The organism is Metapseudomonas otitidis (genome assembly GCF_011397855.1).
GTDB classification, from domain to species: Bacteria; Pseudomonadota; Gammaproteobacteria; order Pseudomonadales; family Pseudomonadaceae; genus Metapseudomonas; species Metapseudomonas otitidis.
Genome location: NZ_AP022642.1, coordinates 5,204,899 through 5,231,684, shown reverse-complemented (window position 1 = coordinate 5,231,684; position 26,786 = coordinate 5,204,899). Strand labels below are relative to the sequence as shown.

General features: G+C 66.0%; 27 protein-coding genes. 16 read left to right on the top strand and 11 right to left on the bottom strand.

Features of this window, described 5'->3' with window-relative positions:
* Positions 1–5: 5 nt before the first annotated feature.
* The 4 genes from PotMrB4_RS24255 to dksA all read right to left on the bottom strand — a co-directional run bounded on the left by PotMrB4_RS24255 (position 6) and on the right by dksA (position 4,568).
* Complete coding sequence (locus tag PotMrB4_RS24255; protein ID WP_044403331.1) at positions 6–2,960, bottom strand: sensor histidine kinase; 2,955 nt, start codon at positions 2,958–2,960, stop codon at positions 6–8.
* On the bottom strand, positions 2,944–3,120 hold the full coding sequence (locus PotMrB4_RS24250) for a hypothetical protein (protein ID WP_003095129.1): 177 nt from the start codon (positions 3,118–3,120) through the stop codon (positions 2,944–2,946). Before PotMrB4_RS24250 ends, PotMrB4_RS24255 begins: the two co-directional genes overlap by 17 nt.
* Before the next feature lie 62 nt (positions 3,121–3,182).
* Positions 3,183–4,070: a tRNA glutamyl-Q(34) synthetase GluQRS gene (gene gluQRS, locus PotMrB4_RS24245; RefSeq protein ID WP_172434685.1), complete on the bottom strand. Its 888-nt coding sequence runs from the start codon at positions 4,068–4,070 to the stop codon at positions 3,183–3,185.
* A gap of 54 nt (positions 4,071–4,124) precedes the next feature.
* Positions 4,125–4,568, bottom strand: coding sequence for an RNA polymerase-binding protein DksA (gene dksA / locus PotMrB4_RS24240; RefSeq protein ID WP_044403327.1), 444 nt, complete (start codon positions 4,566–4,568; stop codon positions 4,125–4,127).
* A 194-nt stretch (positions 4,569–4,762) separates the two neighbouring features.
* Here dksA and PotMrB4_RS24235 point away from each other — a divergent pair, with 194 nt between their 5' ends.
* Positions 4,763–5,941: a pyridoxal phosphate-dependent aminotransferase gene (locus PotMrB4_RS24235; protein WP_172434684.1), complete on the top strand. Its 1,179-nt coding sequence runs from the start codon at positions 4,763–4,765 to the stop codon at positions 5,939–5,941.
* Positions 5,938–6,645 carry a DNA/RNA nuclease SfsA gene (gene sfsA / locus PotMrB4_RS24230; protein ID WP_044403323.1) on the top strand — a complete coding sequence of 236 codons (708 nt, stop codon included), beginning with the start codon at positions 5,938–5,940 and terminating at the stop codon, positions 6,643–6,645. The genes PotMrB4_RS24235 and sfsA overlap by 4 nt, the downstream gene beginning before the upstream one ends.
* Here the strand turns inward: sfsA and PotMrB4_RS24225 are convergent.
* Positions 6,629–6,964 carry a Rieske (2Fe-2S) protein gene (locus PotMrB4_RS24225; RefSeq protein WP_172434683.1) on the bottom strand — a complete coding sequence of 112 codons (336 nt, stop codon included), beginning with the start codon at positions 6,962–6,964 and terminating at the stop codon, positions 6,629–6,631. The two genes, sfsA and PotMrB4_RS24225, sit on opposite strands and share 17 nt — an antisense overlap.
* Positions 6,965–7,228: 264 nt before the next feature.
* Here PotMrB4_RS24225 and PotMrB4_RS24220 point away from each other — a divergent pair, with 264 nt between their 5' ends.
* The 7 genes from PotMrB4_RS24220 to deoD are packed head-to-tail and all read left to right on the top strand — an operon-like array spanning position 7,229 to position 13,506.
* Positions 7,229–8,287, top strand: coding sequence for a hemin-degrading factor (locus tag PotMrB4_RS24220; RefSeq protein ID WP_394354009.1), 1,059 nt, complete (start codon positions 7,229–7,231; stop codon positions 8,285–8,287).
* Between the two features lie 60 nt (positions 8,288–8,347).
* The gene (locus tag PotMrB4_RS24215; protein WP_172434682.1) at positions 8,348–9,244 is read left to right on the top strand and encodes a heme/hemin ABC transporter substrate-binding protein; all 897 of its coding nucleotides are present in this window, start codon (positions 8,348–8,350) and stop codon (positions 9,242–9,244) included.
* Positions 9,241–10,278, top strand: coding sequence for a FecCD family ABC transporter permease (locus PotMrB4_RS24210; RefSeq protein ID WP_394354008.1), 1,038 nt, complete (start codon positions 9,241–9,243; stop codon positions 10,276–10,278). The genes PotMrB4_RS24215 and PotMrB4_RS24210 overlap by 4 nt, the downstream gene beginning before the upstream one ends.
* A complete protein-coding gene (locus PotMrB4_RS24205; RefSeq protein WP_172434681.1) occupies positions 10,278–11,045 on the top strand; it encodes a heme ABC transporter ATP-binding protein in 768 nt (255 codons plus the stop codon). Before PotMrB4_RS24210 ends, PotMrB4_RS24205 begins: the two co-directional genes overlap by 1 nt.
* Positions 11,046–11,064: 19 nt before the next feature.
* Positions 11,065–11,949, top strand: coding sequence for a ChaN family lipoprotein (locus PotMrB4_RS24200; RefSeq protein ID WP_172434680.1), 885 nt, complete (start codon positions 11,065–11,067; stop codon positions 11,947–11,949).
* 30 nt (positions 11,950–11,979) lie between these two features.
* Entirely contained in the window at positions 11,980–12,759 is a 780-nt protein-coding gene (gene deoC / locus PotMrB4_RS24195; protein WP_172434679.1) for a deoxyribose-phosphate aldolase, read from the top strand.
* A 39-nt stretch (positions 12,760–12,798) separates the two neighbouring features.
* Entirely contained in the window at positions 12,799–13,506 is a 708-nt protein-coding gene (gene deoD / locus PotMrB4_RS24190; protein ID WP_172434678.1) for a purine-nucleoside phosphorylase, read from the top strand.
* A 292-nt stretch (positions 13,507–13,798) separates the two neighbouring features.
* Here the strand turns inward: deoD and PotMrB4_RS24185 are convergent, their stop codons facing one another.
* From PotMrB4_RS24185 to PotMrB4_RS24170, 4 genes are all read right to left on the bottom strand, one after another.
* Complete coding sequence (locus PotMrB4_RS24185) at positions 13,799–14,599, bottom strand: Crp/Fnr family transcriptional regulator (RefSeq protein ID WP_074974054.1); 801 nt, start codon at positions 14,597–14,599, stop codon at positions 13,799–13,801.
* Positions 14,600–14,702: 103 nt separating this feature from the next.
* Positions 14,703–14,975, bottom strand: a complete 273-nt coding sequence (locus tag PotMrB4_RS24180; protein ID WP_044403307.1) for a TfoX/Sxy family protein — start codon at positions 14,973–14,975, stop codon at positions 14,703–14,705.
* 113 nt (positions 14,976–15,088) lie between these two features.
* Positions 15,089–15,436, bottom strand: coding sequence for a pentapeptide repeat-containing protein (locus PotMrB4_RS24175; RefSeq protein WP_142014361.1), 348 nt, complete (start codon positions 15,434–15,436; stop codon positions 15,089–15,091).
* 78 nt (positions 15,437–15,514) lie between these two features.
* Positions 15,515–17,074, bottom strand: a complete 1,560-nt coding sequence (locus PotMrB4_RS24170) for a bifunctional aminoglycoside phosphotransferase/ATP-binding protein (RefSeq protein ID WP_172434677.1) — start codon at positions 17,072–17,074, stop codon at positions 15,515–15,517.
* Between the two features lie 115 nt (positions 17,075–17,189).
* On the opposite strand from PotMrB4_RS24170, the gene mrcB reads away from it, so the two are divergent.
* From mrcB to PotMrB4_RS24155, 3 genes are read left to right on the top strand one after another with little or no spacing between them, the layout of a single operon-like run.
* The gene (gene mrcB / locus PotMrB4_RS24165; RefSeq protein ID WP_107330811.1) at positions 17,190–19,508 is read left to right on the top strand and encodes a penicillin-binding protein 1B; all 2,319 of its coding nucleotides are present in this window, start codon (positions 17,190–17,192) and stop codon (positions 19,506–19,508) included.
* A 16-nt stretch (positions 19,509–19,524) separates the two neighbouring features.
* A complete protein-coding gene (locus PotMrB4_RS24160) occupies positions 19,525–20,280 on the top strand; it encodes a tetratricopeptide repeat protein (RefSeq protein WP_082078160.1) in 756 nt (251 codons plus the stop codon).
* A complete protein-coding gene (locus tag PotMrB4_RS24155; protein WP_172434676.1) occupies positions 20,280–20,609 on the top strand; it encodes a YqcC family protein in 330 nt (109 codons plus the stop codon). The genes PotMrB4_RS24160 and PotMrB4_RS24155 overlap by 1 nt, the downstream gene beginning before the upstream one ends.
* 16 nt (positions 20,610–20,625) lie before the next feature.
* On the opposite strand, the gene PotMrB4_RS24150 is transcribed toward PotMrB4_RS24155, so the two are convergent.
* Positions 20,626–21,105, bottom strand: a complete 480-nt coding sequence (locus tag PotMrB4_RS24150) for a DUF4124 domain-containing protein (RefSeq protein WP_172434675.1) — start codon at positions 21,103–21,105, stop codon at positions 20,626–20,628.
* A 408-nt stretch (positions 21,106–21,513) separates the two neighbouring features.
* On the opposite strand from PotMrB4_RS24150, the gene PotMrB4_RS24145 reads away from it, so the two are divergent.
* Both PotMrB4_RS24145 and ilvN read left to right on the top strand, forming a co-directional pair.
* Positions 21,514–23,238, top strand: a complete 1,725-nt coding sequence (locus tag PotMrB4_RS24145) for an acetolactate synthase 3 large subunit (protein WP_172434674.1) — start codon at positions 21,514–21,516, stop codon at positions 23,236–23,238.
* 2 nt (positions 23,239–23,240) lie between these two features.
* Positions 23,241–23,732 carry an acetolactate synthase small subunit gene (gene ilvN, locus PotMrB4_RS24140; protein WP_044403291.1) on the top strand — a complete coding sequence of 164 codons (492 nt, stop codon included), beginning with the start codon at positions 23,241–23,243 and terminating at the stop codon, positions 23,730–23,732.
* 52 nt (positions 23,733–23,784) lie between these two features.
* On the opposite strand, the gene ilvY is transcribed toward ilvN, so the two are convergent.
* Positions 23,785–24,666, bottom strand: coding sequence for an HTH-type transcriptional activator IlvY (gene ilvY / locus PotMrB4_RS24135; RefSeq protein ID WP_172434673.1), 882 nt, complete (start codon positions 24,664–24,666; stop codon positions 23,785–23,787).
* A gap of 123 nt (positions 24,667–24,789) precedes the next feature.
* Here ilvY and ilvC point away from each other — a divergent pair, with 123 nt between their 5' ends.
* Positions 24,790–25,806: a ketol-acid reductoisomerase gene (ilvC, locus tag PotMrB4_RS24130; RefSeq protein WP_044403288.1), complete on the top strand. Its 1,017-nt coding sequence runs from the start codon at positions 24,790–24,792 to the stop codon at positions 25,804–25,806.
* Between the two features lie 147 nt (positions 25,807–25,953).
* Complete coding sequence (gene pssA, locus PotMrB4_RS24125; protein WP_044403286.1) at positions 25,954–26,769, top strand: CDP-diacylglycerol--serine O-phosphatidyltransferase; 816 nt, start codon at positions 25,954–25,956, stop codon at positions 26,767–26,769.
* The last annotated feature ends 17 nt before the right edge of the window (positions 26,770–26,786 follow it).

The following is a 26,786-nucleotide window of genomic DNA, read 5'->3' as shown; positions in this document are numbered from 1 at the left end:
CAGTCTCAGATGGCAGCGCTGGGCGCTTCGGCGAAGCGTGGCAGTGTCACCCTGAAACGGGTGCCGCGCTGCTGCTCGGGGTCGGCCGGGCTTTCTATGGTGATGTGGCCATAATGCTCTTCCACGATTGAATAGACCAGCGCAAGCCCCAGCCCGGTCCCCTTGCCGGGGTCCTTGGTGGTGAAGAAGGGCTCGAACAGCCGGTCCATGATCGCCTTGGGAATCCCGCTGCCTTCGTCCTCCACGATCAGCTCCACGGCATGGTCGGAGATGGCGCTGCGCACGCGGATCGCACCACCCTCGGGCGAGGCGTCGCGGGCGTTGGACAGCAGGTTGATCAGCACCTGGGCCAGGCGCTGCGGGTCACCCTCGACGATGTGGTGCGGGTCGCAGAGGTTGAAGAACTGCACATCGACGCTGCGCCTGTTCAGGGACAGCAGGCCGATGGCTTCCTGGGCGACGTCCGCCAGGCACACCGGTTCCGTGGCCTGCTGGCGGGCGCCGGCGTGGGCGAAGCTCATGAGCGACTGCACGATGCGCGACACCCGTTTGGTTTGCTCGAGGATCTGCCCGCTGATCTCGGTCAGCTCGGCGTCGCCCTCGCGCTCTTCCCGCAGGTTCTGCGCCAGGCAGGCGATGCCGGTGATGGGGTTGCCGATCTCATGGGCGACCCCGGCGGCCAGGCGGCCGATGGACGCCAGCCGCTCGGAGTGCACCAGCTTGTCTTCCAGCAGCAGCGTGTCGGTCACGTCTTCCACCAGTACCACCAGGCCACTGTTACCGGGTGCCAGTGGCTCGTCGATGGCGGCCTTGTGCAGGTTCAGCGAGCGCACCTGGCCTTCCAGCGGCAGGCGCTGCTTATGCAGGTGTTCGTCGGGCTGGCTGATGAAGCTTTCCAGCAGGCCCCGCCAGGGATCGCTGATGGCGGAGAGCCGCGAGCCGACCACGCGCTGCGCGGGAATCTCGGTCAGCTCCTCCATGGCGCGGTTCCACATGAGGATCTCCTGGTCCTTGGCCAGCGAGCACACCCCCATCGGCAGTTCCTGCAGCGTGCGGCGGTGGTAGCGGCGCAAGGCGTCGAGCTCGGCGGCCAGGCCGGTGAGCCGGGAGTGGTAGTCCTCCAGGCGGCTCTCGATGAAGTGGATGTCCTCGGTGACGTAGCCCTCGCTGCCGGATTTGTACGGGAGGAAGGTCTCCACGATGTCCTGGGCCACGCTCGGCCCCATCAGCCCGGAGAGGTTGGCTTCGATGCGGTCGCGCAGGCGGCGCAGGGCGTAGGGGCGGCGCTCGTCGAACGGCAGGTGGAGGTCGCGCAGGGCCTGCTCCACCTCCTTCTGCGCGGTCTTCGCACCCAGCGGCTTGGCCAGTTGCTCGGAGAATTCCTGGGGCGAGGCCGCCACCAGTTCGCGGCGTTGCGGCCGGCGCACGTTGTCCACGGCGCAGGCCTCGGCGGCCCCGCGTTCCTCGGGGCTGGCCTCGGTGAACAGCGAGACCAGGGTGAACACCAGCACGTTGGCCGCCAGCGAGGCGATGGCCGCGATGTGCCAGCTGGTGTCGTCGAGCACGTAGATGGCGTTGAACAGCGGCACGTAGATGCCCTGCAGGTTGCCCAGCAGGGGCAGCAGCATGGAGAACATCCACACGCCGATGCCGGCCATCAGACCGGCGATGAAGCCCCGGCGGTTTGCCGTCGGCCAGTACAGCACCGAGAGCGCGCCAGGAAGGAACTGCAGGGTGGCGACGAAGGCGACGATGCCCAGGTTCGACAGGTCCTGCTCGGCGCCGAGCAATAGATAGAAGCCGTAGCCGGCCATGATGATGGCGACGATCAGCGCCCGGCGGGTCCACTTCAGCCAGCGGTAGATGTTGCCTTCCGACGGCGGTTGGTAGAGCGGCAGCACCAGGTGGTTCAGTGCCATGCCGGAGAGCGCCAGGGTCAGCACGATGATCAGGCCACTGGCGGCAGAGAGCCCGCCGATGTAGGCCAGCAAGGCGAGGGCATCGCTGTTAACCGCAATGCCCAGGCCCAGGGTGAAGTATTCCGGGTTGGTGGTGGCGCCCAGCTTGAGGCCGGCCCAGAGGATCAGCGGTACCGCCAGGCTCATCAGCAGCAGGAACAGTGGCAGCCCCCAGCTGGCGCTGACCATGGCGCGGGGGTTGAGATTCTCCGTGAAGGTCATGTGATACATGTGCGGCATGACGATGGCCGAGGCGAAGAACACCAGCAGCAGCGTGCGCCACGGGCCTTCCTGCAGCGGTGTGTGCAGCGTCGAGAGCGCCGCCTGGTTCTGCAGCAGCCACAGCTCCAGTTCGTGAGGTCCGCCGAACACGCCGTAGAGCGCATAGAGGCCGATGCCACCGAGGGCGGTCAGCTTCACCAGCGACTCGAAGGCGATGGCGAACACCAGCCCCTCGTGCTTCTCCCGCGTGGCGATGTGGCGCGCGCCGAAGAGGATGGTGAACAGCGTGATCAGCGCGCAGAAGCCCAGGGCGACCCTGTCGTGCACCGGCTCGCGGGTGAGGATGCCGATGGAGTCGGCCACCGCCTGGATCTGCAGGGCCAGCAGGGGCAGTACGCCGATGAGCATGAACAGGGTGGTCAGCGCCCCGGCCCAGGTGCTGCGGAAGCGGAAGGCGAACAGGTCGGCCAGGGAGGAGAGCTGGTAGGTGCGGGTGATCCGCAGGATCGGGTAGAGCAGCACCGGCGCCAGCAGGAAGGCCCCGGAGATGCCCAGATAGCTGGCCAGGAAGCCGTAGCCGTACTGGTAGGCCAGCCCCACCGTGCCGTAGAAGGCCCAGGCACTGGCGTACACGCCGAGGGACAGGGTGTAGGTGAGCGGGTGGCGGACGATGCGACGCGGAACGAAACCGCGATCGCTCAACCAGGCGACTCCGAACAGGGCAAAGAGGTAGGCCGCGCTGATGAGGATCAGCTGGCTCAGGCTAAAGCTCGTCAGCATCGCGTTGACTCTGCAGGATGAAGGTCACCACGATCAGGATCAGCCAGAGCAGGTAGGGGCGATACCAGGCCCCGTTGGGGTCGATCCACCAGTCCATGATGGCCGGGGAAAACAGGTAGATCCCCACCACCAGGAGCAGTACCAGTCGGTAGATATACATGCCGCATCTCACATCGAGGGTGCGGCGATGGTAGCGAATGCCCCGTGCCGGTGCGAGTGCGCTCAGCGCAGCTGGGCTTCGGCCAGGGTGCGGGTGCGGGGGATGCGCGTGGCGTCCCAGTGGGCGATGCCCCAGTCCAGGGCTTCGCGGGGCGTGCCGCCGGCGAGGTCTTCCGGTGGCTGCTGGCCGAGGGCACGCAGGGCGCGGGCCAGCAGCGGCGTGGCACGGTCGGCCGGCAGGGGCGGCGAGCGGTAGGATTTGCCGAGCTTGTGGCCGTCCGGCTGGATGATCAGCGGCACGTGCAGGTAGCGCGGCTGCGACAGGCCCAGCAGCTCCTGCAGGTACAGTTGGCGCGGCGTTGAGTCCAGCAGGTCGGCGCCGCGCACCACGTCGGTGATGCCTTGCCAGGCATCGTCCAGCACCACGGCCAACTGGTAGGCATAGAGCCCGTCGCGACGGCGGATGACGAAGTCCCCCACCTCGCGGCCCAGGTGCTGCTGGTACAGGCCCTGTACCCGGTCGGTGAAGCGGTAGACCAGCTCCGGCACGCGCAGGCGGATGGCCGCATCGGCCTGGGGGTGGCAGGCGTTGCGGCAGAAACCGGGGTAGATGCCGTGATGGCCTTCGAGCTGCTTGCGCGAGCAGGTGCAGGCGTAGGCCAGCCCCTGGGCGAAGAGCCGGTCGATCACCTGGGCGTAGGCGTCGTGGCGGTCGCTTTGGCGCACCAACTCACCGTCCCATTCGAAACCGTAGGCCTCCAGCGTGGAGAGGATTGCCGCCTGGGCACCCGGCATCTCGCGGGGCGGGTCCAGGTCTTCCATGCGCAGCAGCCAGCGACCGCCGACAGCGCGGGCATCGAGGTAGGAGGCGAGGGCGGCAACCAGGGAGCCGAAGTGCAGGTAGCCGCTGGGGGTGGGCGCGAAGCGGCCGACGTAGGAAGACGGAGGCATGCGGGCGTGAGCCTGTTGAAACGAAACGGGGCGCCGTAGCGCCCCGTTCTGGGATCAGGAACCGAGTTGCTTTTCCTTGATTTCCGCCAGGGTCTTGCAATCGATGCAGAGGGTGGCGGTGGGGCGCGCTTCGAGGCGGCGGATGCCGATCTCGACGCCGCAGGAATCGCACCAGCCGTACTCGTTGTCTTCGATCAGCTGGAGGGTCTCGTCGATCTTCTTGATCAGCTTGCGCTCGCGGTCACGGGCACGCAGTTCCAGGCTGAATTCTTCTTCCTGGCTGGCGCGGTCGGCCGGATCGGGGAAGTTGGCCGCTTCGTCCTGCATGTGGTGGACGGTGCGGTCGACCTCTTCCATCAACTCGACCTTCCACCTGTTGAGGATGTTGGTGAAGTGAGCGCGCATGCGGTCGCTCATGTACTCCTCACCCTTGGTTTCCTGATAGGGCTCGAAACCACGGATCAGTTGGCTGCTCGTTTGCTTAGCTTTGGTGGGCATGAATGGCCGCCTCTCACTTTCTCTAATCCATTTCGCAGGAAGCTGGTCCGTCGCCGACACTGCCGGCCCTGCGGCTGCAAGCGGGCGAACTTACCAGAACGATTCAGGCCACGCCACTCCCAGTTATCGCGGTTGCTGCGGGCGTCCCGAAGCATTGGTTAGAATCCGCGCTTTGTGTCGATGAGGGAAGGCCGATGGCCCAGTCATACAGTGCACGCAGCCGTGCCATAGAACCCTTCCACGTCATGGCGCTGCTGGCCCGCGCCAACGAGTTGCAGGCCGAAGGGCACGACGTGATCCACCTGGAGATCGGCGAGCCGGACTTCACCACCGCCGCCCCCATCGTCGAGGCCGGGCAGGCCGCGCTGGCCGCCGGGCATACCCGCTACACCGCGGCCCGTGGCCTGCCGGAGCTGCGCCGTGCCATCGCTGGCTTCTACGGGCAGCGCTACGGGCTGGACATCGACCCCGAGCGCATCCTCATCACCCCCGGCGGCTCGGGCGCGCTGCTGCTGGCGTCGAGCCTGCTGGTCGACCCGGGCCGGCACTGGCTGCTGGCCGACCCCGGCTACCCCTGCAACCGGCACTTCCTGCGCCTGGTGGAGGGCGCGGCCCAGCTGGTGCCGGTGGGCCCCGAGACCCGTTACCAACTGACCCCGCACCTGGTGGAGCGCCACTGGGATGCCCAGAGCGTCGGCGCCCTGGTGGCCTCGCCGGCCAACCCCACCGGCACCCTGCTGCACCGGGACGAGCTGGCGGCACTGTCCGACAGCCTCCGGGGATTGGGCGGACACCTCGTGGTGGACGAGATCTACCACGGCCTCACCTATGGCGTGGACGCCGCCAGCGTGCTGGAGGTGGATGACGACGCCTTCGTGCTCAACAGCTTCTCCAAGTACTTCGGCATGACCGGTTGGCGCCTGGGCTGGCTGGTCGCCCCGCGGGAAGCGGTGCCGGAGCTGGAAAAGCTGGCGCAGAACCTCTACATCAGTGCGCCCTCGATGGCCCAGCACGCCGCGCTGGCCTGCTTCCGCGAGGACACCCTGGCGATCCTGGAGGCGCGTCGCGCCGAGTTCGCCTGCCGCCGCGACTACCTGCTGCCCGCCCTGCGCGAGCTGGGCTTCGGGATCGCCGTCGAGCCGGAAGGTGCCTTCTATTTATATGCAGACGTTTCGGCCTTCACCCAGGACGCCTATGCGTTCTGCCAGCACTTCATCGAGACCGAGCACGTCGCCTTCACCCCCGGCCTGGATTTCGGCCGGCACCTGGCCGGCCAGCACGTGCGCTTCGCCTACACCCAGAGCCTGCCGCGTCTGGAAGAGGCGGTCGCGCGCATCGCCCGTGGCCTGCAGAGCTGGGCGGCGCGAGCGTGAGGTTCGATCCGCCGCTTGAAGAGGGCCGGTTGCTGCGGCGCTACAAGCGCTTCCTGGCCGACATCGAGACCGCCCAGGGGGAGCAGTTGACTATCCACTGTCCGAACACCGGTTCGATGCTCAACTGCATGAGCGAAGGCTGTCGGGTGTGGTTCAGCCGTTCCAACGATCCCCGACGCAAGTTGCCCGGTACCTGGGAGTTGGTGGAGACGCCCCAGGGCCGCCTGGCCTGCATCAACACCGCGCGGGCCAACCCGCTGGTGGAGGAGGCCTTGCTGGCGGGGCGGATCCCCGAACTGGCGGGGTTCACTGCGCTGAAGCGGGAAGTCGCTTATGGCGTGGAGAACAGCCGTGCCGACTTCCGCCTCGACTACCCCACGGGTGCGCTCTACGTCGAGGTGAAGAGCGTCACCCTCGGCTTCGAGGGCACGCCCGTCGCGGCCTTCCCCGATGCAGTCACCACCCGTGGTGCCAAGCACCTGCGGGAGCTGGCGCACCTGGCGCGGGAGGGGACCCGTGCCGTGCAGCTGTATTGCGTGAACCTCTCCGGCATCGACGCCGTGCGGCCGGCACGGGAGATCGACCCGCACTATGCCCAGGCCCTGGCTGATGCCCACGAGGCCGGGGTGGAGGTACTGGCCTACGGCGCGGAGTTGAGCCCCGAAGGCATGGTGTTGACCCGCCGCCTCAGCCTGCAGCTGTAGGCGCAGCCTCCAGCCAGATGCCCTGTCCGTCCTCCCGGCAGGGCAGGGCGCGCAACGCCTGGCCCACGCAGGGGCCGGTAACGCATTCACCGGTCTCGATCAGGAACAGCGCACCGTGGGTGGCGCACTGGATCAGGCTGCCGCTGGCATCGAGGAACTGGTCCGTCTGCCATTCCAGCGGGATGCCCCGATGCGGGCAGCGATTCTCGTAGGCGTAGACCTGCCCGTCCCGGCGGACCAGCAGCAGCTTCCTATCGTCCACCGTCATCCCGCGGCTCTGGCCTTCCGCCAGGGCGCCGGGTTCGCACAGCCATTTCATCAAGGGCACCTCCATCACGGGGAGGCATTATCCCGCACCGCCGGAAGTCGCCAAGAGGGGAGCGCGTCCTTGCGCTTGAAAGGAAAGGGACACGGATTCTTTACCGTCGGCAGCCTGCTCGTTCGTCATGTCACTGCAGAAGGCGTCGAAGTCCGGTCGGGGCGCACCTTACGTCCCTTGACTTGCAAATGCAAATAATTATCAATTTGCACGCAGTGCCCATCCTTCGCCGCCCGGTTGATCCGTGACTAGAGGAGCCCTTCGATGATGCCGTCCGTTGCCCCCACGCGTTCTCCCCTCTACCAGGCCTGGCAGGCGCTGCGCGGGGAGCAGCCCCACCTGCGCGCCCGCGATGCCGCTCGCCAGCTGGGCGTCAGCGAAGCCGAACTGGTCGCCGCGCGCCTGGGTGTCGACGCGGTGCGCCTGCGCCCGGATTGGCCGGTGTTGCTGCCGGCCCTGGAAGCCTTGGGTCCGGTGATGGCGCTGACCCGCAATGAGCATTGCGTCCACGAGCGCCATGGCCCGTACCGCGAGGTGACGATCAGCGGCAATGGCCAGATGGGGCTGGTGGTGTCGCCCGACATCGACCTGCGGCTGTTCCTGTCGGGCTGGGCCAGTGTGTTCGCCATCGCCGAGGACACCCCGCGCGGCACCCAGCGCAGCCTGCAGGTGTTCGACAGGCAGGGCATGGCGGTACACAAGGTCTTCCTGACCGAGCACAGCGATGTTTCTGCCTGGGCGCCGCTGGTGGAGCGCTTCCGTGCCGAGGCGCAGTGCGCCGAGCTGGAGTTGCAGCCGCTGCCGGAGGCCGAGCCGCCCCGGCCCGATGCGGCGATCGACGTCGCCAGCCTGCAGGCGGGCTGGGCCAACCTGAAGGACACCCATCACTTCTTCGCCCTGCTCAAGCAGCACGGCGTCGCGCGCACCCAGGCCCTGCGCCTGGCGGGCGCCGAATGGGCCGAGCCGCTGGTCCCGGCCGAGTTGCCGCGCCTGCTGGAGCGGGTCGCCGAGCAGGCGGTACCGGTGATGGTGTTCGTCGGCAACCGCCACTGCATCCAGATCCACACCGGCCCGGTGCAGAACCTGCGCTGGATGGACAGCTGGTTCAACGTCCTCGACGCGGATTTCAACCTGCACCTGCAAACCACCGGTGTCATCGAGCTGTGGCGGGTGCGCAAGCCCAGCAGCGACGGTGTGATTACCAGTTGGGAGGCCTTCGACGCCGAGGGCGAGCTGGTGCTGCAACTGTTCGGCGCCCGCAAGCCGGGCCAGCCCGAGCGCCCGGACTGGCGCGCCCTCGCCGAGTCGGTGCCGGCGCGCTGACCCGGCCCTCTTTCATGACGCCCCGGGTCCGGGGCCTGCACTGCTACACAAGGAGTCGATATGCCCGCCCCGAGACACCTCGCCGGCCTTTGTGCCGGCCTGCTTTTCTGTTCCCTGGCGTCGGCCGAGGCCCTGCCCCAGCGCTGGGTGAGCGCGGGAGGTGCGGTCAGCGAATGGGTGGTGGCGCTGGGGGGCGAACCGCGGCTGGTTGGCGTCGACACCACCAGCCAGCACCCGGAGAGCCTCAAGCGTCTGCCCAGCGTCGGCTACCAGCGGCAGCTGGCGGCGGAAGGGCTGCTGTCCCTGCGCCCCGAGCTGCTGGTGGGCACCGAAGAAATGGGGCCGCCGCCGGTGCTGGCGCAGGTGAAGGCGGCCGGGGTGCAGGTGGAGCAGCTGTCCTCGCAGCCGGACCTGGCGGCTCTGGCCCACACCCTCGAACGCCTGGGCGCGTTGCTCGGTGACCCTGCACGGGCTGAGCAAGCCCGGATCGACTATGTGGCGCGGCTGGACAGCCTGGCGACCCATGTCCGCGAGGCTCAGGGCAAGCAGGCTGCGCCTCGCGTGCTGCTGCTGGTGGGGCATGCCGGCAGCAACCCGCTGGCGGCCGGCAAGGGCACGTCGGGCGCCTGGATGATCGAGCGCGCCGGTGGCCTCAACGTGGCCGATCATTCCGGCTACAAGGCCCTGTCCAACGAGGCCCTGGCTGCCCTCGACCCGGAGGTGGTCGTCGTGGCCGACCGGGCGCTGGTGGGCGAGGCCGCGCGGGAGGCGCTGCTGCGCCAGAACCCCACCCTGGCACTCACCCGGGCCGGGCGCGCGGGCCGCTTCCTGGTGCTGGACCCGACCTTGCTGGTGGGCGGACTGGGCCCCCGGCTGCCGGATGCGCTGGCGGCGTTGTCCGCCGGCTTTTATCCTCAGGCCCCCGCCCCGGATGCTGAGCACCGAGCCACCCCATGAAGCCCGTGTTGTCGCCACGCCTGCTGTTCATCGGCCTGTCCCTGCTGCTGCTGGTGGCGCTGTGGCTGTCCCTCGCCCTAGGGCCGGTGAGCCTGCCGCTGGATGCGACCCTGCGGGCGCTGCTGCGCCTGGTGGGCGTGCCGCTGGACGGTGACGGGCTGGAGCAGGCCGAACTGATCCTGGCGCAGATCCGTCTGCCGCGAACCCTGCTGGGGCTGGCGGTGGGGGCCGTCCTGGCGGTGTCCGGGGTGGCGATGCAGGGGCTGTTCCGCAACCCCCTGGCCGACCCGGGCCTGGTGGGCGTTTCCAGTGGCGCGGGGCTGGGTGCGGCCGTGGCCATTGTCGGTGGCGCGGCGGTGGGCGGTCTGCCGGAGGCTCTGGCGCCGTACCTGCTGTCCATCAGTGCGTTCGCCGGCGGTTTCCTCATCACCGCCCTGGTCTATCGCCTCGGTCGGCGCGACGGGCAGACCAGCGTGGTCACCATGCTGCTGGCCGGCATCGCCCTCAACGCCCTGGCTTTCGCCACCATCGGCCTGTTCACCTACCTGGCCGACGACGCCACCCTGCGCACGCTCACGTTCTGGAACCTGGGCAGCCTGAACGGCGCCAGTTACGCACGCTTGTGGCCGCTGCTGGTGGTGGTGCTGGCGGTGATCGCCTGGCTGCCGCGCCGGGCCAGCGCGTTGAATGCGTTACTGCTGGGCGAGTCGGAGACGCGGCACCTGGGGTTCGATGTGGAGCGCCTCAAGGGCGAGCTGGTGTTCTGCACCGCGCTGGGCGTCGGTGCGGCCGTGGCCGCCTCGGGGCTGATCGGTTTCATCGGGCTGGTCGTGCCGCACCTGGTGCGCCTGCTGGCCGGGCCGGACCATCGTGTGCTGCTGCCGGCTTCGGCCCTGGCGGGAGCGAGCCTGATCCTGTTCTCCGACCTGGCCGCGCGACTGGTGCTGTCGCCGGCGGAGCTGCCCATCGGCATCGTCACGGCCCTGGTGGGGGCGCCGTTCTTCCTTTATTTGCTGCTGCGAGGGCGCGCGTGATGCTTCGTGCCGAAGGGCTGTCGATCCGGCGAGGCCACACGGTGGTGCTGGAGGGGGTGGAGCTGGCCGTCCGGCCGGGCGAGGTGCTGGGTGTGCTCGGCCCCAACGGAGCGGGCAAGAGCACCCTGCTTGGCGCGTTGTGCGGCGAACTGGCGCCGGCGAGCGGGCAGGTGCTGCTGGCGGGCCGCCCGCTGGCGGGCTGGAACGGCCCCGAGCGGGCTCGTCAGCTGGCGGTATTGCCGCAGAGTTCCAGCCTGGGCTTTGCCTTCTCCGTCGAGGACGTGGTGGCCATGGGGCGCCTGCCCCACGCCACCGGCCGCGCGCGGGATGCGGAAATCGTCGGTGAGACCCTGCACGCGGTGGATGCCGCTCACCTGGCGGGGCGCAGCTACCTGGCCCTGTCCGGCGGTGAGCGCCAGCGTGTGCACCTGGCCCGGGTGCTGGCGCAGCTCTGGCCGGGCGGAGAGGGGCAGGTGCTGTTGCTGGACGAGCCGACCTCGGCGCTCGACCCTCTGCACCAGCACACCACCCTGCAGGCGGCCTGGGCATTCGCCCGGCGCGGCGTGGCGGTGCTGGTGATCCTGCATGACCTCAACCTGGCGGCGCGCTACTGTGATCGCCTGTTGCTGCTGGCCGAAGGGCGTCCCCAGGCGCTGGGAACCCCGGAGGAGGTGCTTCGGGCCGACACGCTGGAGGCGGTGTTCGGGCTGGAGGTGCTGGTGCAGCGTCACCCGGAGCGCGGGCATCCCCTGATCGTCGCGCGCTGAGCATGCTTGCGAGGTCGACATGAGGTTCATCCTGGTCTGCGGTTTTCTTCTGCTGGCGGCCTGCCAGTCGCTCCCTCCCGTGCCGGCCTGGCAGAGCCCGGAGGGGCGGCAGCACCCGGACCTGGGCGTCATCCTCGACCTGCGTGACGGGCGCCGCCTCTCCCCGGACGAACTGGTGGACGCGCTGGCGCCGGTGCCCCGGGTGCTGGTGGGTGAGCAGCACGACAACCCGGACCACCACGCCCTGGAGCTGTGGCTGTTGCAGGCGCTGGAGCAGCGTCGGTCCCAGGGCAGTCTGCTGATGGAGATGCTCACGCCGTCGCAGCAGGCCAGGGTCGATGCCGTTCGCGGTCAGTCGGTGGCGGACCTGCCCAAGGCCCTGGACTGGGAGGGCGGATGGGACTGGTCGCTCTACGGGCCGCTGGTACGCCATGGGTTGGCCCAGCCCTATCCCCTGCTGGCAGCCAATCTGGACCGTGATGAGATCCTCGCCATCTACCGGCAGCCGCCGCGCCTCGAGGGCGCTGCTGCGACGGCGCCGGCCGTGCAGGCCAAGCTGACGGAGCAGGTGCGCCAGTCCCATTGCGGGTTGCTGCCGGAGAGCCAGTTCCCGCCCATGGTGGCGGTGCAGCAGCAGCGGGACCGGCGCATGGCCGAGCGCCTGCTGGCCGCCCCGGCGCCGGCGCTGCTGGTGGCCGGCAGCTACCATGCGCGGCGCGACCTGGGGGCGCCGCTGCACCTGGCGGACCTCGGGCTGGAGCCTGACCAGGCGCGGGTGGTGATCCTCGCCGAGGCCGGCAAGGCCGTTGATGCCGCCGAGGCGGATTTCGTCTGGTACACCGCTGCCGTCACCCCGGTGGACCACTGTGCCGAGATGCGCAAGCAGATGCACACGCGCCCTTGAATCCACCCTGTTGGCGATCCCGGAGCCCGTATGGCTGAACTGAACGACCCTGAGCTGGCCACCCTGGCGGTCCGCCTGCTCGACCTGACCTCCCTCAACGACACGGATGACGAGGCGACCATCGCGGCTCTTTGCGCCCGTGCGCTGACGCCCGTTGGGGCGGTGGCTGCCGTCTGCATCTACCCGCGCTTCATCGGCTTCGCCCGGCGGCGCCTCGATGCGCTGGGTGCCGAAGCCGTGCGTGTGGCCACCGTGGCCAACTTTCCCCAGGGTGGCGTCGATGTACGGCGAGCGCTGGAGGAAACCCGAGCGGCCGTGGCCGATGGGGCGGACGAGGTGGACCTGGTCTATCCCTATGCCGCATTGCTGGCGGGCGATGCCCAGCCGGGGCGCGATCTGGTGGCGGCGTGTCGGGAGGCCTGCGGGGATCGGGCGTTGCTCAAGGTGATTCTCGAGACCGGGGCGCTGGCGCGACCGGAGCTGATCCGCCAGGCCAGCCACGATGCGATCACAGCGGGTGCCCAGTTCATCAAGACCAGCACCGGCAAGGTGCCGGTCAACGCCACGCCGGAAGCGGCATCGCTGATGCTCGGGGTCATTGCCGAGCACGGCGGTATGGTGGGCTTCAAGGCGGCCGGCGGCTTGCGGACCCTGGCGGATGCGCGCTGTTACATCGAGCTGGCACGGGCGACGCTCGGCGCGCAGTGGGTGACGCCCGGGCATTTGCGGCTCGGCGCCTCGGGTCTGCTGGCCGAGTTGCTGAAGACCCTGGGTGAAGCGGGCGAAGCCGGAACAGGCACTGGCTACTGATTCATCCCCACCTTCCCAACGTTCCCGAACGAGGCTGTCATGACCACACCCCACATCAACGCCCGTCCGGGTGACTTTGCCGAGACCGTGCTCATGCCCGGTGACCCGCTGCGGGCCCGGGCCATCGCCGAAACCTTTCTGGAAGACGTGCGAGAGGTGAACGCGGTGCGCAACATGCTCGGCTATACCGGCCGCTACCGAGGGCAGCGTGTTTCGGTGATGGGGTCGGGCATGGGCATCCCCTCCATCTCGCTCTACGCCCATGAGCTGTTCAGCCAGTTCGGCGTGCAGCGCATCATCCGAGTGGGCAGTTGCGGGGCCTTGCAGCCGGACGTCCACCTGCACGACCTGGTGATTGCTCAGGGCGCGTCCACCGATTCCGGCGTCAACCGCAAACGCTTCGGCGGCTTCGACTTCGCCGCGCTGGCGGATTACCGACTGTTGGCGCGTGTCGTGAATCGAGCCGATGAAATGGGGATGACGGTGCACGTGGGCAATGTGTTTTCCGCCGACCTGTTCTACGAGCCGGCGGCCGACTGGATGGTGCCCATGAGCCGGATGGGCATCCTTGCCGTGGAGATGGAGGCGGCGGGCTTGTATGGCGTGGCCGCGGAACTGGGGCGTGAGGCCTTGGCCGTGCTGACGGTGAGCGACCAGCTGCTGACGGGGGAGCGCCTCGGGGCTCAAGCGCGCCAGGAAGGGCTCCACGACATGGCCCGGCTGGTGCTTGAAAGCGTGATCGTCTGAGGGCGGTAAACCCAGGTGGTGCGAGGCTTTCAGCGGTTTTCTGCAGGCAAAAAAAGACCCGGCAAACTGCCGGGTCAATAACCGTGATTAGCCTGATGAGGAGATAATCTGAAGAGTCCGACTGCTTGGTCTCTCAGCTTACCGGCTGATCTCGCGACCAGTTGTGGTAATAATAACAATTCTCATTTCGTGGTCAAGCGCAGGATGTAAAAAAATTCGTCAGAACAGGATGAACGGTCATCAGCCATGAAAAAGCCCGGCATGTGCCGGGCTTTTTGTAGGGCTCTGTGGATCAGCCTTCCGGGTTCGCCTGGCGCTGCTGGGTGATTTCCTTGTTCAGCAGGTCGATGCGCCGGGCCATGCTCTCGATGAGGCTGTGGGCGATGCGCGGGTTGCTCTGCATCAGGCTGAGGAACTGGTCCTTGGGGATCACCATCACGGTGCAGGGCTCGCTGGCAATGACGGTGGCGCTGCGCTTCTCGCGGGTGAACACCGCCATGGCGCCGAAGATCTCGTCCTTCTGCACGTCGCCGACCTTCTGGCCGTCGACGAAGGCTTCGGCATGGCCTTCGATGATGATGAAGACGTGGTCGGCTTCATCGCCCTGGTGGATCAGCTCCTCGCCGGCGGCGAAGTGCTGGAAGCCGGTGGAGGGGCGGATTTCCGGCTGCTTCAGTCGGGCCAGTGCATCCGAAAGCAGGGCGGTGTGACCGATCAGGTACTGGATGAACTGTTCCTGGCGCTGCTCATCGGCATAGATGTGCTTGAACACAGCGCTGCGGGAATAGGGAATGAGGCTGACGGGCTCGTCGCTGCGGTAGCGGCAGCTGGGCAGTTCGATGCCCTGGCGCAGACCCACCAGATCGCCCTCCTGGAGGTAGAACAGCGGACGTTCGTCGACCAGGGCGTGCAGCAGGCCATTCTCGATGATGAACAGCTGATTGCCGGGCAGCTCCCGGTTCAGGTCCTCGACCGACTCGAAGGAGAGCGGGGGGCCGGAAGGTTCAAGCCCGTCGAGCAGCTGGCTGGGAATGCTTTGCAGTCGGTTGATCAGCTGGTCGGCGTAAGCAGGTTGCTCCCCGAGTAGGTACATGTCGGTAAATTCCTTGGACTGACTGGGCTTGGACGCACGAACGTCCCTGAAACAATAGGGCGCATCGGTACGAACGTAAATCACCGAACGCCGGTGTTGTGAGCTAGCTCCTGTTGTTTTGCGGGAAAGACTCGAGCTCTCCGTTGAGCTGGGCCTTGTGGCCCGGGGGCAGCTCGTTCCAGTGCACGTCCAGCAGGGCCCCTTCAATGGCGTAGAGAAGCACTTTGGAGGCGCGGAAGCCACGGGCCTTTACCGCCCGATAGGCGCCCACGGCACCCAGGCGGCGAAGGTCGGACGCGTTATGGATGCCTACCGCGTGCAGCCACTGCGCCGAGGTCTTGCCCAGGTTCTTCAGGTTCTGCAATTCATCGTTCATCGAGCCTCCTTGCAATGGGTGCGCGAGAGGACAGGTTTCCCGGTGTCGCGCCCAAGAGTGTAGCGGGCGGTCAGGCGGACGTGGCCGCATGACATCACCCGCTCGACGGTTGGTCAGCGGTGGGTGTTGTAGCGCAGGCGGGTGCCGAAATTCACCGACATGAGCAGCTCGTCCGCCGCCAGTTCGGTGGGGAAGTAGGCGCCCGAGATCTGTGCGTGGGCGATGCTGGCGCCCTGCAGCTGGGACTCGCGGAAGTCGATGCCGCGTAGGTCGGCACCTCGGAAGTAGGCGTCGGTGAAGTCGACGCCACGGGCATCCAGGCCGCGCAGGTCGACGCCGCGGAAGTCACCGCCGCGCAGGTCGACGGTGCCGTCGGCTGGTTTCTGGGCGTTGAAGCCCGCGATGTCGTCGTTGCGGAGGAGGAGGTAGAGAGGCGAGTCGAGCTGATGGGGAAGTGTCATGGCGGGGCTCGTCCGTTGAGGGTTCCCCGGGAGTATAGAAGGTGCGGCAGGAATTCCCTGCCGCACCTTGGGAGGGGCTCAGAGCCCCGGCAGGAACTGGCGGATGCGCTCGACGAGGGTGTCCAGGCTCTTGGCCTGGTGGGTGTCGACGCGGGTGCTGTGGGCTTGCTCTTCGCTGTCGAGGGCCTCGCGACTGGCGTGCTGCGCCTGTACCACCTCCAGGGTCGCGTCGGACGGGTCGGTGCCCTGCTGGCGACGCTGCTCCAGCCAGCCGCCAATGACCGCGTCCGGGGCCTGGCAGTCGAGGATCAGGAACGCGGTGCCGGCCTTCTCGGCCACGGCGCGAGCGCCCTGGCGCTGGGCGCGCTTGAGGTAGGCGGCATCGAGCACCACCGGGAAGCCGGCGCTCAGCACCTGCTCGGCCAGCTCGTGCAGGCGCTGGTAGGTGGCCTCGGTGGATTCGGGGCTGTAGATGCCGCTGTTCAGTTCGCCGGTTTTCCCCGGCTGCTCGCCGAACAGACGCTTGCGCTCCACGTCCGAACGCAGGCGGATGGCGCCCAGGGCTTCTACCAGGCGCAGGGCGACGTGGCTCTTGCCGACCGCAGAGACGCCGTGGGTGATGGCGAGGAAGCGCAGCGGGATGGCGCTGTAGCTTTCTGCCAGGTTGGCGTAGTTGCGGTACTGGCGCAGGGTGGCGGCGCGCTGCACGGCATCGGTCTGGTGGGCGAGGCTGAACAGGGCGACCTTGGCACGCACCAGGGCGCGGTAGGCCTTGTAGAAGTTGAGCAGGGCCAGGCCGCGGTAGTCGCCGGTTTCCTCGAGGTAGCGGCTGACCAGGCGGCGGGAGAGCGACTTGAGGCCACGGTCTTCGAGGTCCATCGCCAGGAAGCCGATGTCGGCGTAGACGTCGGTGAAGCGGAAGGGCTCGTTGAACTCGATGCAGTCGAACAGCACCACTTCGCCATTGATGAGGGTGGCATTGCCCAGGTGGATATCGCCGTGGCACTCACGGATGAAGCCGTCGCGCTTGCGCTCGGCCAGCAGCGGCTTGAGGCGCTCGAAGCTGCTCTGCGCCCAGGCTTCCAGGGCGTCGAGTTGCTGCAGGTCGGCCTTGGCTTCGAGCATCGGGCGGATCTGGTCGAAGTTCTGCTGCACCGGCTGCATCACGGCTTCGGGCGTGCCCAGCGGGTGCTTCTCGTCCACGCGCGGGGCTTCGAGGTGGAACCGGGCGATCTGCGCGGCCAGGGCGTCGACGTGGGCCGGGCTCAGTTCACCGCGGGACTGGATCTCGCTCAGCAGGTTGCTCTGCGGGAACTGCGCCATGCGGATGGCGTACTCGATCACCGGGCCTTCGCCTCCCAGGCGGGGGGCGGACTCGCTGCCGGTGATGGGCACTACATCCAGGTAAAGGTCATGGGTAAGGCGCTGGTTGAGGCGGACTTCCTCGGTGCAGAAGTGCTGGCGGTCTTCCAGGCGGGTGAAGTCGAGGAAGCCGAAATTCACCGGCTTCTTGATCTTGTAGACGTAGGGACCGGTGAGCAGCACCCAGGAGATATGGGTTTCGATGACGCTGAAGGCTTCCACCGGATGGGGGTAGAGGCTCGGGTCCTGAAGGGCTTGGATCAATTGTTGGCTCACGGTCGTTCCTTGTTCTGGCACGTGCAGAGGCGGGCATTATGGGTGCTGTGCGCCACTCTGCAAACCGTCAGGGGGCGCCTTCTGGCGCTGGGCAAAGTGCGTATAATGCGCCGCCATGACTCGTTCCCGATCCCCCCGCTCCCGTAAGAAACCCCGTTCCAGTGGCTTGCGCAGGCTCTTCGGCTGGGCTTTCAAGCTCAGCCTGGTGGGCCTGGTCGTCCTGGCGGGCTTCGCCGTCTATCTGGATGCCATCGTCCAGGAAAAATTCTCCGGCAAGCGCTGGACCGTGCCGGCGAAGGTCTATGCACGGCCCCTCGAGTTGTTCGTCGGGCTGAAGCTGGCCAAGGACGACTTCCTCAAGGAGCTCGACGCCCTCGGCTACCGTCGGGAGAGCGCCTCCAACGGGCCGGGTTCGGCCTCGGTGGCCGGCTCGACGGTGGAGTTGAACACCCGTGGCTTCCAGTTCTACGAAGGGGCTGAGCCGGCGCGGCTGATCAAGGTGCGCTTCTCCGGTGACTACGTGGCAGGGCTCAGCCAGGGCAGCGGTGCCAACCTGGCGGTCGCGCGCTTGGAGCCGCTGCTGATCGGTGGCCTCTACCCCGCCCACCACGAAGACCGGATTCTCATCAAGCTGGACCAGGCGCCGCCCTACCTGGTGGATACGCTGGTCGCGGTGGAGGACCGAGAATTCTTCAACCACTGGGGCGTCTCGCTGAAGTCCATCGCGCGGGCCATCTGGGTCAACGCCACCGCCGGCCAATTGCGTCAGGGCGGCAGCACCCTGACCCAGCAGTTGGTGAAGAACTTCTACCTGACCAACGAGCGCAGCATCACCCGCAAGGCCACCGAGGCGATGATGGCCGTGTTGCTGGAGATGCACTACGACAAGCGCGAGATCCTCGAGGCCTACCTGAACGAGGTGTTCCTCGGCCAGGACGGCCAGCGTGCTGTGCACGGTTTCGGTCTCGCCAGCCAGTATTTCTTCAGTCAGCCGCTTTCCGAACTCAAGCTGCACCAGGTGGCGCTGCTGGTGGGGATGGTCAAGGGCCCGTCCCAGTTCAACCCGCGCCGCAACCCCGAGCGCGCGCTCGAGCGCCGGAACCTGGTGCTGGACCTGCTCGCCGAGCAGGGCGTGGTCACGGCCGAGGAGGCTGCAGCGGCGAAGGCCAAGCCCCTGGGCGTGACGCCGCGCGGTAGCATGGCCGACAGCTCCTATCCGGCGTTCCTCGATCTGGTCAAGCGCCAGCTGCGGGAGGACTACCGAGACGAGGACCTGACCGAGGAAGGGCTGCGCATCTTCACCAGCTTCGACCCCATCCTCCAGTCCAAGGCCGAGACGGCGCTGGAGGAGACGCTCAAGCGCCTGGCAGGCCGCAAGGGCGTGGACGAGGTGGAGTCCGCGATGGTGGTGAGCAATCCGGAGACCGGCGAAATCCAGGCCCTGATCGGCAGCCGCCAGCCCCGCTTCGCCGGCTTCAACCGGGCCATCGATGCGGTGCGCCCGGTCGGTTCCCTGATCAAGCCCGCTGTCTACCTGACGGCGCTGGAACGGCCCAGCCAGTACACCCTGACCAGCTGGGTGCAGGATGAACCCTTCTCGGTGAAGGGGCAGGATGGCCAGGTCTGGACGCCGCAGAACTACGATCGCCAGGCCCACGGCACGATCTTCCTCTACCAGGGGCTGGCCAACTCCTACAACCTCTCCACCGCCAAGCTCGGCCTGGACATCGGTGTGCCGAATGTCCTGAAGACCCTGGAGCGCCTGGGCGTGTCCCGCGAGTGGCCGGCGTATCCGTCCATGCTGCTGGGCGCTGGTGCGCTCAGCCCGATGGAAGTAGCGACGATGTACCAGACCCTGGCCAGCGGTGGTTTCAACACCCCGCTGCGGGGCATTCGCAGTGTGCTGACGGCGGAGGGTGAACCGCTCAAGCGCTACCCCTTCCAGATTCAGCAACGCTTCGATCCGGGTGCCATCTACCTGGTGCAGAACGCCATGCAGCGCGTGATGCGCGAAGGTACGGGGCGCTCCGTCTACAGCCAGTTGCCGGCGTCCCTGACCCTGGCGGGCAAGACCGGCACCACCAACGATTCGCGTGACAGCTGGTTCGCCGGTTTCAGCCAGGACCTGCTGGCAGTGGTCTGGCTTGGCCGCGATGACAACGGCAAGACGCCGCTGACCGGTGCCACGGGTGCGCTGCAGGTGTGGACCAGCTTTATGCGCAAGGCCGATCCGCTGCCGCTCGACATGCCCATGCCGGAGAACGTCGTCCAGGCATGGATCGATCCGCGTACCGGCCAAGGCTCCGATTCGAGCTGCCCGGGTGCGGTGCAGATGCCTTATATTCGCGGCAGTGAGCCCGCCCCTGGCCAGGCCTGTGGAGCGGGTGCGCCGGTGGACTCGGTGATGGACTGGGTCCGCGGCTGGATGCAATGAACCAAGAGGACCTGATGTGAACAAAGGCTGGATTCCTGCGGTTACCGTCGCACTCATGCTCGGTGGTTGCGCCACCCCTCAGCGCAATGCCATTCCTGTCGTCGACTCCGGTGGCCCGATGTCCGAGCAGGAAGAGGGCGCGGGCGGTTACCGGGCGCCCGTACAGGCTGCCCAGCCTCGCTATGAGCCGCAGGATGCGGGTGTCGTGGTGATGGTTCCAGGGGCCGCTTCCGGCTCGTCCGCACAGGCCATGCCGGCACCGAGTGCGCCCATCAGTGGTTCGGTGACCTCTGGCCCGATCACTCCGGGACCGCTCGTCACCGGCCCTGCAGCAGGCGTTTCGGCACCTGCCGCCAGCCCCAATTACGGCAGCACCTATTCCGCCCCGAGCGCGCCGTCCATGCCGAGCGGCATCCCCTCCAGTGGTGGCCTGGCTGCCGACGAGCAGCTGGATGGCCCGGTGCTGGCCTTGCTGACCACTGCCCAGCAGCAGCAGGGTGGCGGTGATCTCAACGGTGCTGCGTCCAGTCTCGAACGTGCACAGCGCATCGCTCCTCGTGAGCCTCAGGTGCTCTACCGCCTGGCGGAGGTCCGCCTCGCCCAGGGGGATGCTGCCCAGGCCGAGCAACTGGCCCGGCGTGGTCTGAGCCTGTCCAACGGACGTCCCTCCCTCCAGGCGGGTCTTTGGGAGTTGGTGGCCAAGTCTCGCGAGCGTCAGGGTGATCCGGCAGGTGCTGCCCAGGCACGTCAGCGCGCTCGGGTCAGCTCCTGATGGACGTGCGCCTGGCCGAGGTGGCTGATCAGCTGCTACTGATCGAGCGTGAGCTCCGCTTGCTCGGCTGGTGGGCAGAGCAGCCGCCCAGTGCCGAGGCGCTTGCGAGCCAGGCGCCGTTCTGCGTGGACACGATGACGTTCGAAGAGTGGTTGCAGTGGATCTTCCTGCCGAGGATGAAGGTGATCCTCGAGGCCGGTGCCGAGTTGCCTCGGGTATCCGGCATCCTGCCCATGGCCGAGATGGCCTATCAGGAACGTGCAGGGAACGTGCGGGGGCTTCTGGAAGCGCTCGGCGCTTTCGATCGGTTGATCGGCAGCGCCGGCTGAGCAGGTCGGGCGTGCGTTACTGGCAATTCTCGGCGATGGCCTTCTGGGTTTCCTTGAGTCGGGACTGACGCTCGTCTTCGGTCAGGCGGCGAACTTCTCCCTTGTCTTCCACGCGCAGGCGCGGGTTGTTCTGCATCTGTGCCAGGTTGGTGCGCAGCTGGGTGCAGTATTCCTTGCGCTCGGCTTCCTGCTTGGCGACGTCCTTCTTCACTTTCTCGTCGATGGCCTTTTGCTCGTCCTCACTGGCGGGCTTGGCCTGGGCGGGCGCCTTGGCTGGCTCTTCGGCTTTGTTCAGAACGGGATAGGGGTTCTCGAAGCTCGCCTTCGGCTCCTTGGGCTCGGCCTTGCCGGTGGAGACCTGGGTCGAATCCTGGCCCTGCGGCGGTTGTGCGCCGAAATGCGTGACACCCTGGGCATCGACCCACTTGTAGACCTGGCCGGCCATGGCCGAGGTGCTGAGGGCGAGAACCAGGCCTGCGAAAATCATGCGATGCATGGGGGTTCCTTAATAAGAAGGGGAGTCCGGCGGTAACTATAACCAAAGTCCCGTGGCTGTGATCCAGCGTGTGTCACAGCATTTCGCGCGATATTCCGTTAGGGATGACTTGACTTGAAGGGCTCTAATCCGAAGAATCCAGGGTTCGCTGTTCCAGTGGGCCGGCCGCAAGTCGGAAGCTGTAGCAGTCGATGAGGTGCACACCCGCGCCGACCCGCATCACCCTGCAACGCGTTACCTCGCGCTGGGTGGGAAAGCCCCGCAACAACTCTCAGGGGCCGCCCCAATGCTTGTTCTGCCAGTGGCTGACGTAGTCGGCGACCACCAGTCGCTCATGCCCTGTAGACGAGCAATCCTTTCAGGCTGTCCGGTCGCGGGCAGTATTCTGGCGTTCTAGAGGTGATAAACGTGGAGCTCTTATCTGGCGCTGAAATGGTCGTCCGCTCCCTGCGTGACGAAGGCGTTAAGTACATTTACGGGTACCCGGGCGGTGCCCTCCTGCATATCTACGATGCCCTGTTCAAGGAAAGCGACGTGACCCACATCCTGGTCCGTCACGAGCAGGCTGCTACCCATATGGCTGACGGTTACGCCCGTGCCACCGGCAAGGCCGGTGTGGTGCTGGTGACTTCCGGCCCCGGTGCCACCAACGCCGTTACCGGCATCGCCACCGCGTACATGGACTCCATCCCGATGGTGATCCTGTCCGGCCAGGTGCCAAGCAACATGGTGGGTACCGACGCGTTCCAGGAGACCGACATGGTCGGTATCTCCCGCCCGATCGTGAAGCACAGCTTCATCATCAAGCACCCGTCCGAAATCCCCGAGGTGATCAAGAAGGCGTTCTACATCGCCCAGTCGGGTCGTCCGGGACCTGTAGTGGTCGATATTCCCAAGGACATGGGCGACCCGACCCAGAAGTTCGAGTACAGCTACCCGAAGAAAGTGAAGCTGCGCTCCTACAGCCCGGCCGTTCGGGGGCACTCGGGGCAGATCCGCAAGGCTGCCGAGCTGCTGCTGGCTGCCAAGCGCCCGATCCTGTATTCGGGCGGCGGCGTCATCATGGGCGGCGCATCCGAGCCGCTGACCGAGCTGGCCAAGATGCTCAACCTGCCGGTTACCAACACCCTGATGGGACTGGGCGCGTTCCCGGGCATGGATAGTCAGTTCGTCGGCATGCTCGGCATGCACGGCAGCTACACCGCGAACCTGGCGATGCACCATGCAGACGTCATCCTGGCCGTGGGCGCCCGCTTCGATGATCGCGTGATCAACGGTGCGAGCAAGTTCTGCCCGAACGCCAAGATCATTCACATCGACATCGATCCGGCGTCCATCTCCAAGACCATCAAGGCCGACATCCCGATCGTGGGGCCGGTCGACAGCGTGCTGACCGAGATGGTCGCGATCCTCAAGGAAATCGGCGAGACGCCGAACCGCGAGACCGTTGCCAGCTGGTGGAAGCAGATCGACGAGTGGCGTGGTGATCGTGGCCTGTTCCCCTATGACAAGGGCGACGGCAGCATCATCAAGCCGCAGACCGTCATCGAGACGCTGTGCGAAGTCACCAAGGGCGATGCCTACGTTGCATCCGACGTGGGGCAGCACCAGATGTTTGCGGCCCAGTACTACCGCTTCAACAAGCCCAACCGCTGGATCAACTCCGGTGGCCTCGGCACCATGGGCTTCGGCTTCCCTGCTGCGATGGGCGTGAAGCTGAACTTCCCGGATGCCGACGTGGCGTGCGTGACCGGTGAGGGCAGCATCCAGATGAACATCCAGGAGCTGTCGACCTGCCTGCAGTACGACCTGCCGGTGAAGATCGTCAACCTCAACAACGGTGCGCTGGGCATGGTCCGCCAATGGCAGGACATGCAGTACAACAGCCGCTATTCCCATTCCTACATGGAATCGCTGCCTGACTTCGTCAAGCTGGTCGAGGCCTACGGTCACGTGGGCATGCGCATCACCGATCTCAAGGACCTGAAACCGAAGATGGAAGAGGCGTTCGCACTGAAGAACCGCCTGGTGTTCCTCGATATCCAGGTGGATCCGAGCGAGCACGTCTATCCGATGCAGATCCGGGATGGCGCCATGCGCGATATGTGGCTGAGCAAGACGGAGCGGACCTGACCATGCGACACATCATTTCCCTGTTGCTTGAGAACGAACCCGGAGCCCTGTCCCGCGTCGTCGGTCTGTTCTCCCAGCGCAACTACAACATCGAAAGCCTGACCGTAGCGCCGACCGAAGACCCGACCCTGTCTCGTCTGACCCTGACGACCGTGGGCCAGGACGACGTGATCGAGCAGATCACCAAGAACCTCAACAAACTGATCGAGGTGGTGAAGCTGGTCGACCTGTCGGAGAGCGCGCACATCGAGCGCGAGCTGATGTTGGTTAAGGTGAAGGCCACTGGCGCCCAGCGCGCCGAGGTCAAGCGCACCACCGATATCTTCCGTGGGCAGATCGTCGATGTGACCAGCAGCGTCTACACGATCCAGCTCGCCGGTACCAGCGACAAGCTCGATAGCTTCATCCAGGCAATCGGCACCAGTTCGATCCTCGAAACCGTGCGCAGTGGCGTGACCGGCATTGCCCGCGGCGACAAGGTGCTGAGCATCTGATTGCTGTTGAATGGAAAACCCCGCCTTGTGCGGGGTTTTTTATTGCCTGGATTTATTGGCGGCGATTCCAGAAGGCGGCGATAAGCGGATCCTTCAGGCGCTTTTCCAGGGCGAAGAGGCCGATGTCGTAGGCGGCCAAGGGCGGTTGGATATCGTAGAGGCGTATGCGTCCGGCCAAAGGGCTGTTGTCGAGGACGATCTGCGGGACCACGCCAATCCCGAACCCAAGGCTCACCATGCTGACGATGGCTTCGTTGCCGCTGACCTGGGCATAGATGTTGGGCTTGATGCCGTGACTTTTCAGCCAGCGGTCGGTACGGGTCCGGGCAAGGCCTTCTTCCGAGAGAATCATCGGCACGTCCTTCCAGTTTTGCGCCGTAGGCTGATGCAGTTGTTCCTCAGTCAGCAATTGGGGTGATTGCGGGCCGATGAAGCGCAACTCGGAGCGGGTGATCGACTGGAAGTCGATGCCGACTGGCAGGTTGTCGGGCCGGGCGCCGATGGCGAGGTCTTCCAGCCCCTGTTGCACCCGTTCGACTGCTTTTGCCGGGTCGCCGGTGTGCAGCTTCATCTCGATGCGCGGGTAGTCCTGGCGGAAGCTGCTGAGGATGTCGTAGAGGAAGCTGTAGCTCGCCGTCACCGAGCAATACAACGACAGCTCGCCGTGCAGGTCCTGCTGGTCCTGCATGAGACGTTGGCGGATGGCATGCCAGCCGCTCATGACCTCGCTGGCGTACTCGCGGAACTGCTGGCCCTCGCGAGTCAGCTGCACCGAACGGCTGTCGCGCACGAACAGGGGGGCACCCAGTTCATCTTCGAGTTGCTTGATGCTGCGGCTGAGTGCAGAGGGGCTGACATGCTGCTCCCGGCTGGTCTTGCCGAAGTGCAGGTTGTCTGCCAGGGAGAGAAAGAGCCTGAGCGCGTGGCTGTCCATGTGTATTTCATTTATCGGCACGTTGCGTTGCGAATATATCATTTTACGCAACGAGACGGATCGCTTAATGTGCCCTTGTCGCGGTGTGCGCACCCCATCCCTTTCGTTATAAGAGCCAGAAACATGAAAGTTTATTACGACAAAGATTGCGATCTCTCCATCATCCAGGGCAAGAAAGTCGCCATCATCGGTTACGGCTCCCAGGGCCATGCCCAGGCCTGCAACCTGAAAGACTCCGGCGTCGATGTCACCATCGGCCTGCGCAAGGGTTCCGCCACCGTTGCCAAGGCCGAAGCCCATGGCCTGAAGGTCACCGACGTTGCCAGCGCTGTTGCTGCGGCCGACCTGGTGATGATCCTGACCCCGGACGAATTCCAGGGCCAGCTGTACAAGAACGAGATCGAGCCGAACATCAAGAAAGGCGCCACCCTGGCCTTCTCCCACGGCTTCGCCATCCACTACAACCAAGTCGTACCGCGTGCCGACCTCGACGTGATCATGATCGCGCCGAAAGCTCCGGGTCACACCGTGCGTTCCGAGTTCGTGAAGGGCGGCGGTATCCCTGACCTGATCGCCATCTACCAGGACGCTTCCGGCAATGCCAAGAACGTTGCCCTGTCCTACGCCTGTGGCGTGGGCGGCGGCCGCACCGGCATCATCGAAACCACCTTCAAGGACGAAACCGAAACCGACCTGTTCGGTGAGCAGGCCGTTCTGTGCGGTGGCTGCGTCGAGCTGGTCAAGGCCGGCTTCGAAACCCTCGTCGAGGCAGGCTATGCCCCTGAGATGGCCTACTTCGAGTGCCTGCACGAGCTGAAGCTGATCGTTGACCTCATGTACGAAGGCGGTATCGCCAACATGAACTACTCGATCTCCAACAACGCCGAATACGGTGAGTACGTGACCGGTCCGGAGGTCATCAACGCCGAATCCCGTGCGGCCATGCGCAACGCTCTGAAGCGCATCCAGAACGGCGAATACGCGAAGATGTTCATCCAGGAAGGCGCATCCAACTACGCCTCCATGACGGCCTACCGCCGTAACAACGCTGCTCACCCCATCGAGCAGGTTGGCGAGCGTCTGCGCGCAATGATGCCGTGGATCGCCTCCAACAAGATCGTCGACAAGGCCAAGAACTGAGTTCCGGTCCATGCATGAAGAAACGCGGCCTTGGCCGCGTTTTTTCATTGGGGCGCCCGCATCTGGTATAAAGCGACATCGCTGGGTCCGGTAGTTTCTGCCTTCGGCCCGGCTAAATTCATCTGCATATCTGCAAGGATGTTGTTCATGAGTGACCGTCCCGAAGAGCCCGGCAAGGCTCCAGAACCTGAAAGCCTCCTGCCCATCGACGAGCATGTCGAGGAAGGGCACGACGACCAGGGGCGCAAGGTTCGCCATCGCGGTATCTACCTGCTTCCCAACCTGTTCACCACGGCCAACCTGTTCGCCGGCTTCTACGCCATCATCAATGCCATGAGCGGTAATTTCTCCGTTGCAGCGGCGACCATTTTCGTGGCGATGGTCCTCGATAGCCTGGATGGGCGAGTGGCACGCCTGACCAACACGCAAAGTGCTTTCGGTGCCGAGTACGACTCGCTGTCGGACATGGTGGCCTTCGGTGTGGCTCCGGCATTGCTGGCGTTCGAGTGGGCCTTGAGTGGCCTCAACAGCGTCGGACTTACCGTTGCCTTCATATATGTCGCCGGAGCTGCGCTCCGCCTGGCCCGTTTCAATACCCAGATCGGCAAGACCGACAAGCGCTACTTCATCGGCCTCGCCAGTCCGGCGGCGGCGGGGGTCGTGGCCGGCACGGTGTGGGCGTTCAGTGACTTCGGTATCAAGGGCTCCAACATGTCCTTCATCGTCGCCATGCTGGTGGCGGCTGCGGGCATGCTGATGGTCAGCAATATCAAGTACTACAGCTTCAAGGACCTGGATCTGAAAGGGCGTGTACCTTTCGTGGCGATCCTCGTGGTGGTGTTGGCCTTTGCCGTGGTCTTCAGTGATCCGCCGCGTATCCTGCTGTTGATCTTCCTGGCCTACGCTGCTTCCGGTCCGGTGCAATACTTGCTCCAGATGCGCCGCCGCCAACACGTCGAGTGATGTAATTTTCCCGCGGC

Bases quoted from the DNA above. Each gene is read 5' to 3' on its own strand.
- PotMrB4_RS24225 (WP_172434683.1), bottom strand. From the start codon at position 6,964: ATGAAATGGCTGTGCGAACCCGGCGCCCTGGCGGAAGGCCAGAGCCGC.
- ilvN (WP_044403291.1), top strand. From the start codon at position 23,241: ATGCGACACATCATTTCCCTGTTGCTTGAGAACGAACCCGGAGCCCTG.
- PotMrB4_RS24255 (WP_044403331.1), bottom strand. From the start codon at position 2,960: ATGCTGACGAGCTTTAGCCTGAGCCAGCTGATCCTCATCAGCGCGGCC.
- PotMrB4_RS24235 (WP_172434684.1), top strand. From the start codon at position 4,763: ATGGCCCAGTCATACAGTGCACGCAGCCGTGCCATAGAACCCTTCCAC.
- ilvY (WP_172434673.1), bottom strand. From the start codon at position 24,666: ATGGACAGCCACGCGCTCAGGCTCTTTCTCTCCCTGGCAGACAACCTG.
- dksA (WP_044403327.1), bottom strand. From the start codon at position 4,568: ATGCCCACCAAAGCTAAGCAAACGAGCAGCCAACTGATCCGTGGTTTC.
- PotMrB4_RS24155 (WP_172434676.1), top strand. From the start codon at position 20,280: ATGGACGTGCGCCTGGCCGAGGTGGCTGATCAGCTGCTACTGATCGAG.
- PotMrB4_RS24250 (WP_003095129.1), bottom strand. From the start codon at position 3,120: ATGTATATCTACCGACTGGTACTGCTCCTGGTGGTGGGGATCTACCTG.
- gluQRS (WP_172434685.1), bottom strand. From the start codon at position 4,070: ATGCCTCCGTCTTCCTACGTCGGCCGCTTCGCGCCCACCCCCAGCGGC.
- deoC (WP_172434679.1), top strand. From the start codon at position 11,980: ATGGCTGAACTGAACGACCCTGAGCTGGCCACCCTGGCGGTCCGCCTG.
- PotMrB4_RS24150 (WP_172434675.1), bottom strand. From the start codon at position 21,105: ATGCATCGCATGATTTTCGCAGGCCTGGTTCTCGCCCTCAGCACCTCG.
- deoD (WP_172434678.1), top strand. From the start codon at position 12,799: ATGACCACACCCCACATCAACGCCCGTCCGGGTGACTTTGCCGAGACC.
- PotMrB4_RS24205 (WP_172434681.1), top strand. From the start codon at position 10,278: ATGCTTCGTGCCGAAGGGCTGTCGATCCGGCGAGGCCACACGGTGGTG.
- PotMrB4_RS24185 (WP_074974054.1), bottom strand. From the start codon at position 14,599: ATGTACCTACTCGGGGAGCAACCTGCTTACGCCGACCAGCTGATCAAC.
- PotMrB4_RS24220 (WP_394354009.1), top strand. From the start codon at position 7,229: ATGATGCCGTCCGTTGCCCCCACGCGTTCTCCCCTCTACCAGGCCTGG.
- ilvC (WP_044403288.1), top strand. From the start codon at position 24,790: ATGAAAGTTTATTACGACAAAGATTGCGATCTCTCCATCATCCAGGGC.
- PotMrB4_RS24215 (WP_172434682.1), top strand. From the start codon at position 8,348: ATGCCCGCCCCGAGACACCTCGCCGGCCTTTGTGCCGGCCTGCTTTTC.
- pssA (WP_044403286.1), top strand. From the start codon at position 25,954: ATGAGTGACCGTCCCGAAGAGCCCGGCAAGGCTCCAGAACCTGAAAGC.
- mrcB (WP_107330811.1), top strand. From the start codon at position 17,190: ATGACTCGTTCCCGATCCCCCCGCTCCCGTAAGAAACCCCGTTCCAGT.
- PotMrB4_RS24200 (WP_172434680.1), top strand. From the start codon at position 11,065: ATGAGGTTCATCCTGGTCTGCGGTTTTCTTCTGCTGGCGGCCTGCCAG.
- PotMrB4_RS24175 (WP_142014361.1), bottom strand. From the start codon at position 15,436: ATGACACTTCCCCATCAGCTCGACTCGCCTCTCTACCTCCTCCTCCGC.
- PotMrB4_RS24180 (WP_044403307.1), bottom strand. From the start codon at position 14,975: ATGAACGATGAATTGCAGAACCTGAAGAACCTGGGCAAGACCTCGGCG.
- PotMrB4_RS24210 (WP_394354008.1), top strand. From the start codon at position 9,241: ATGAAGCCCGTGTTGTCGCCACGCCTGCTGTTCATCGGCCTGTCCCTG.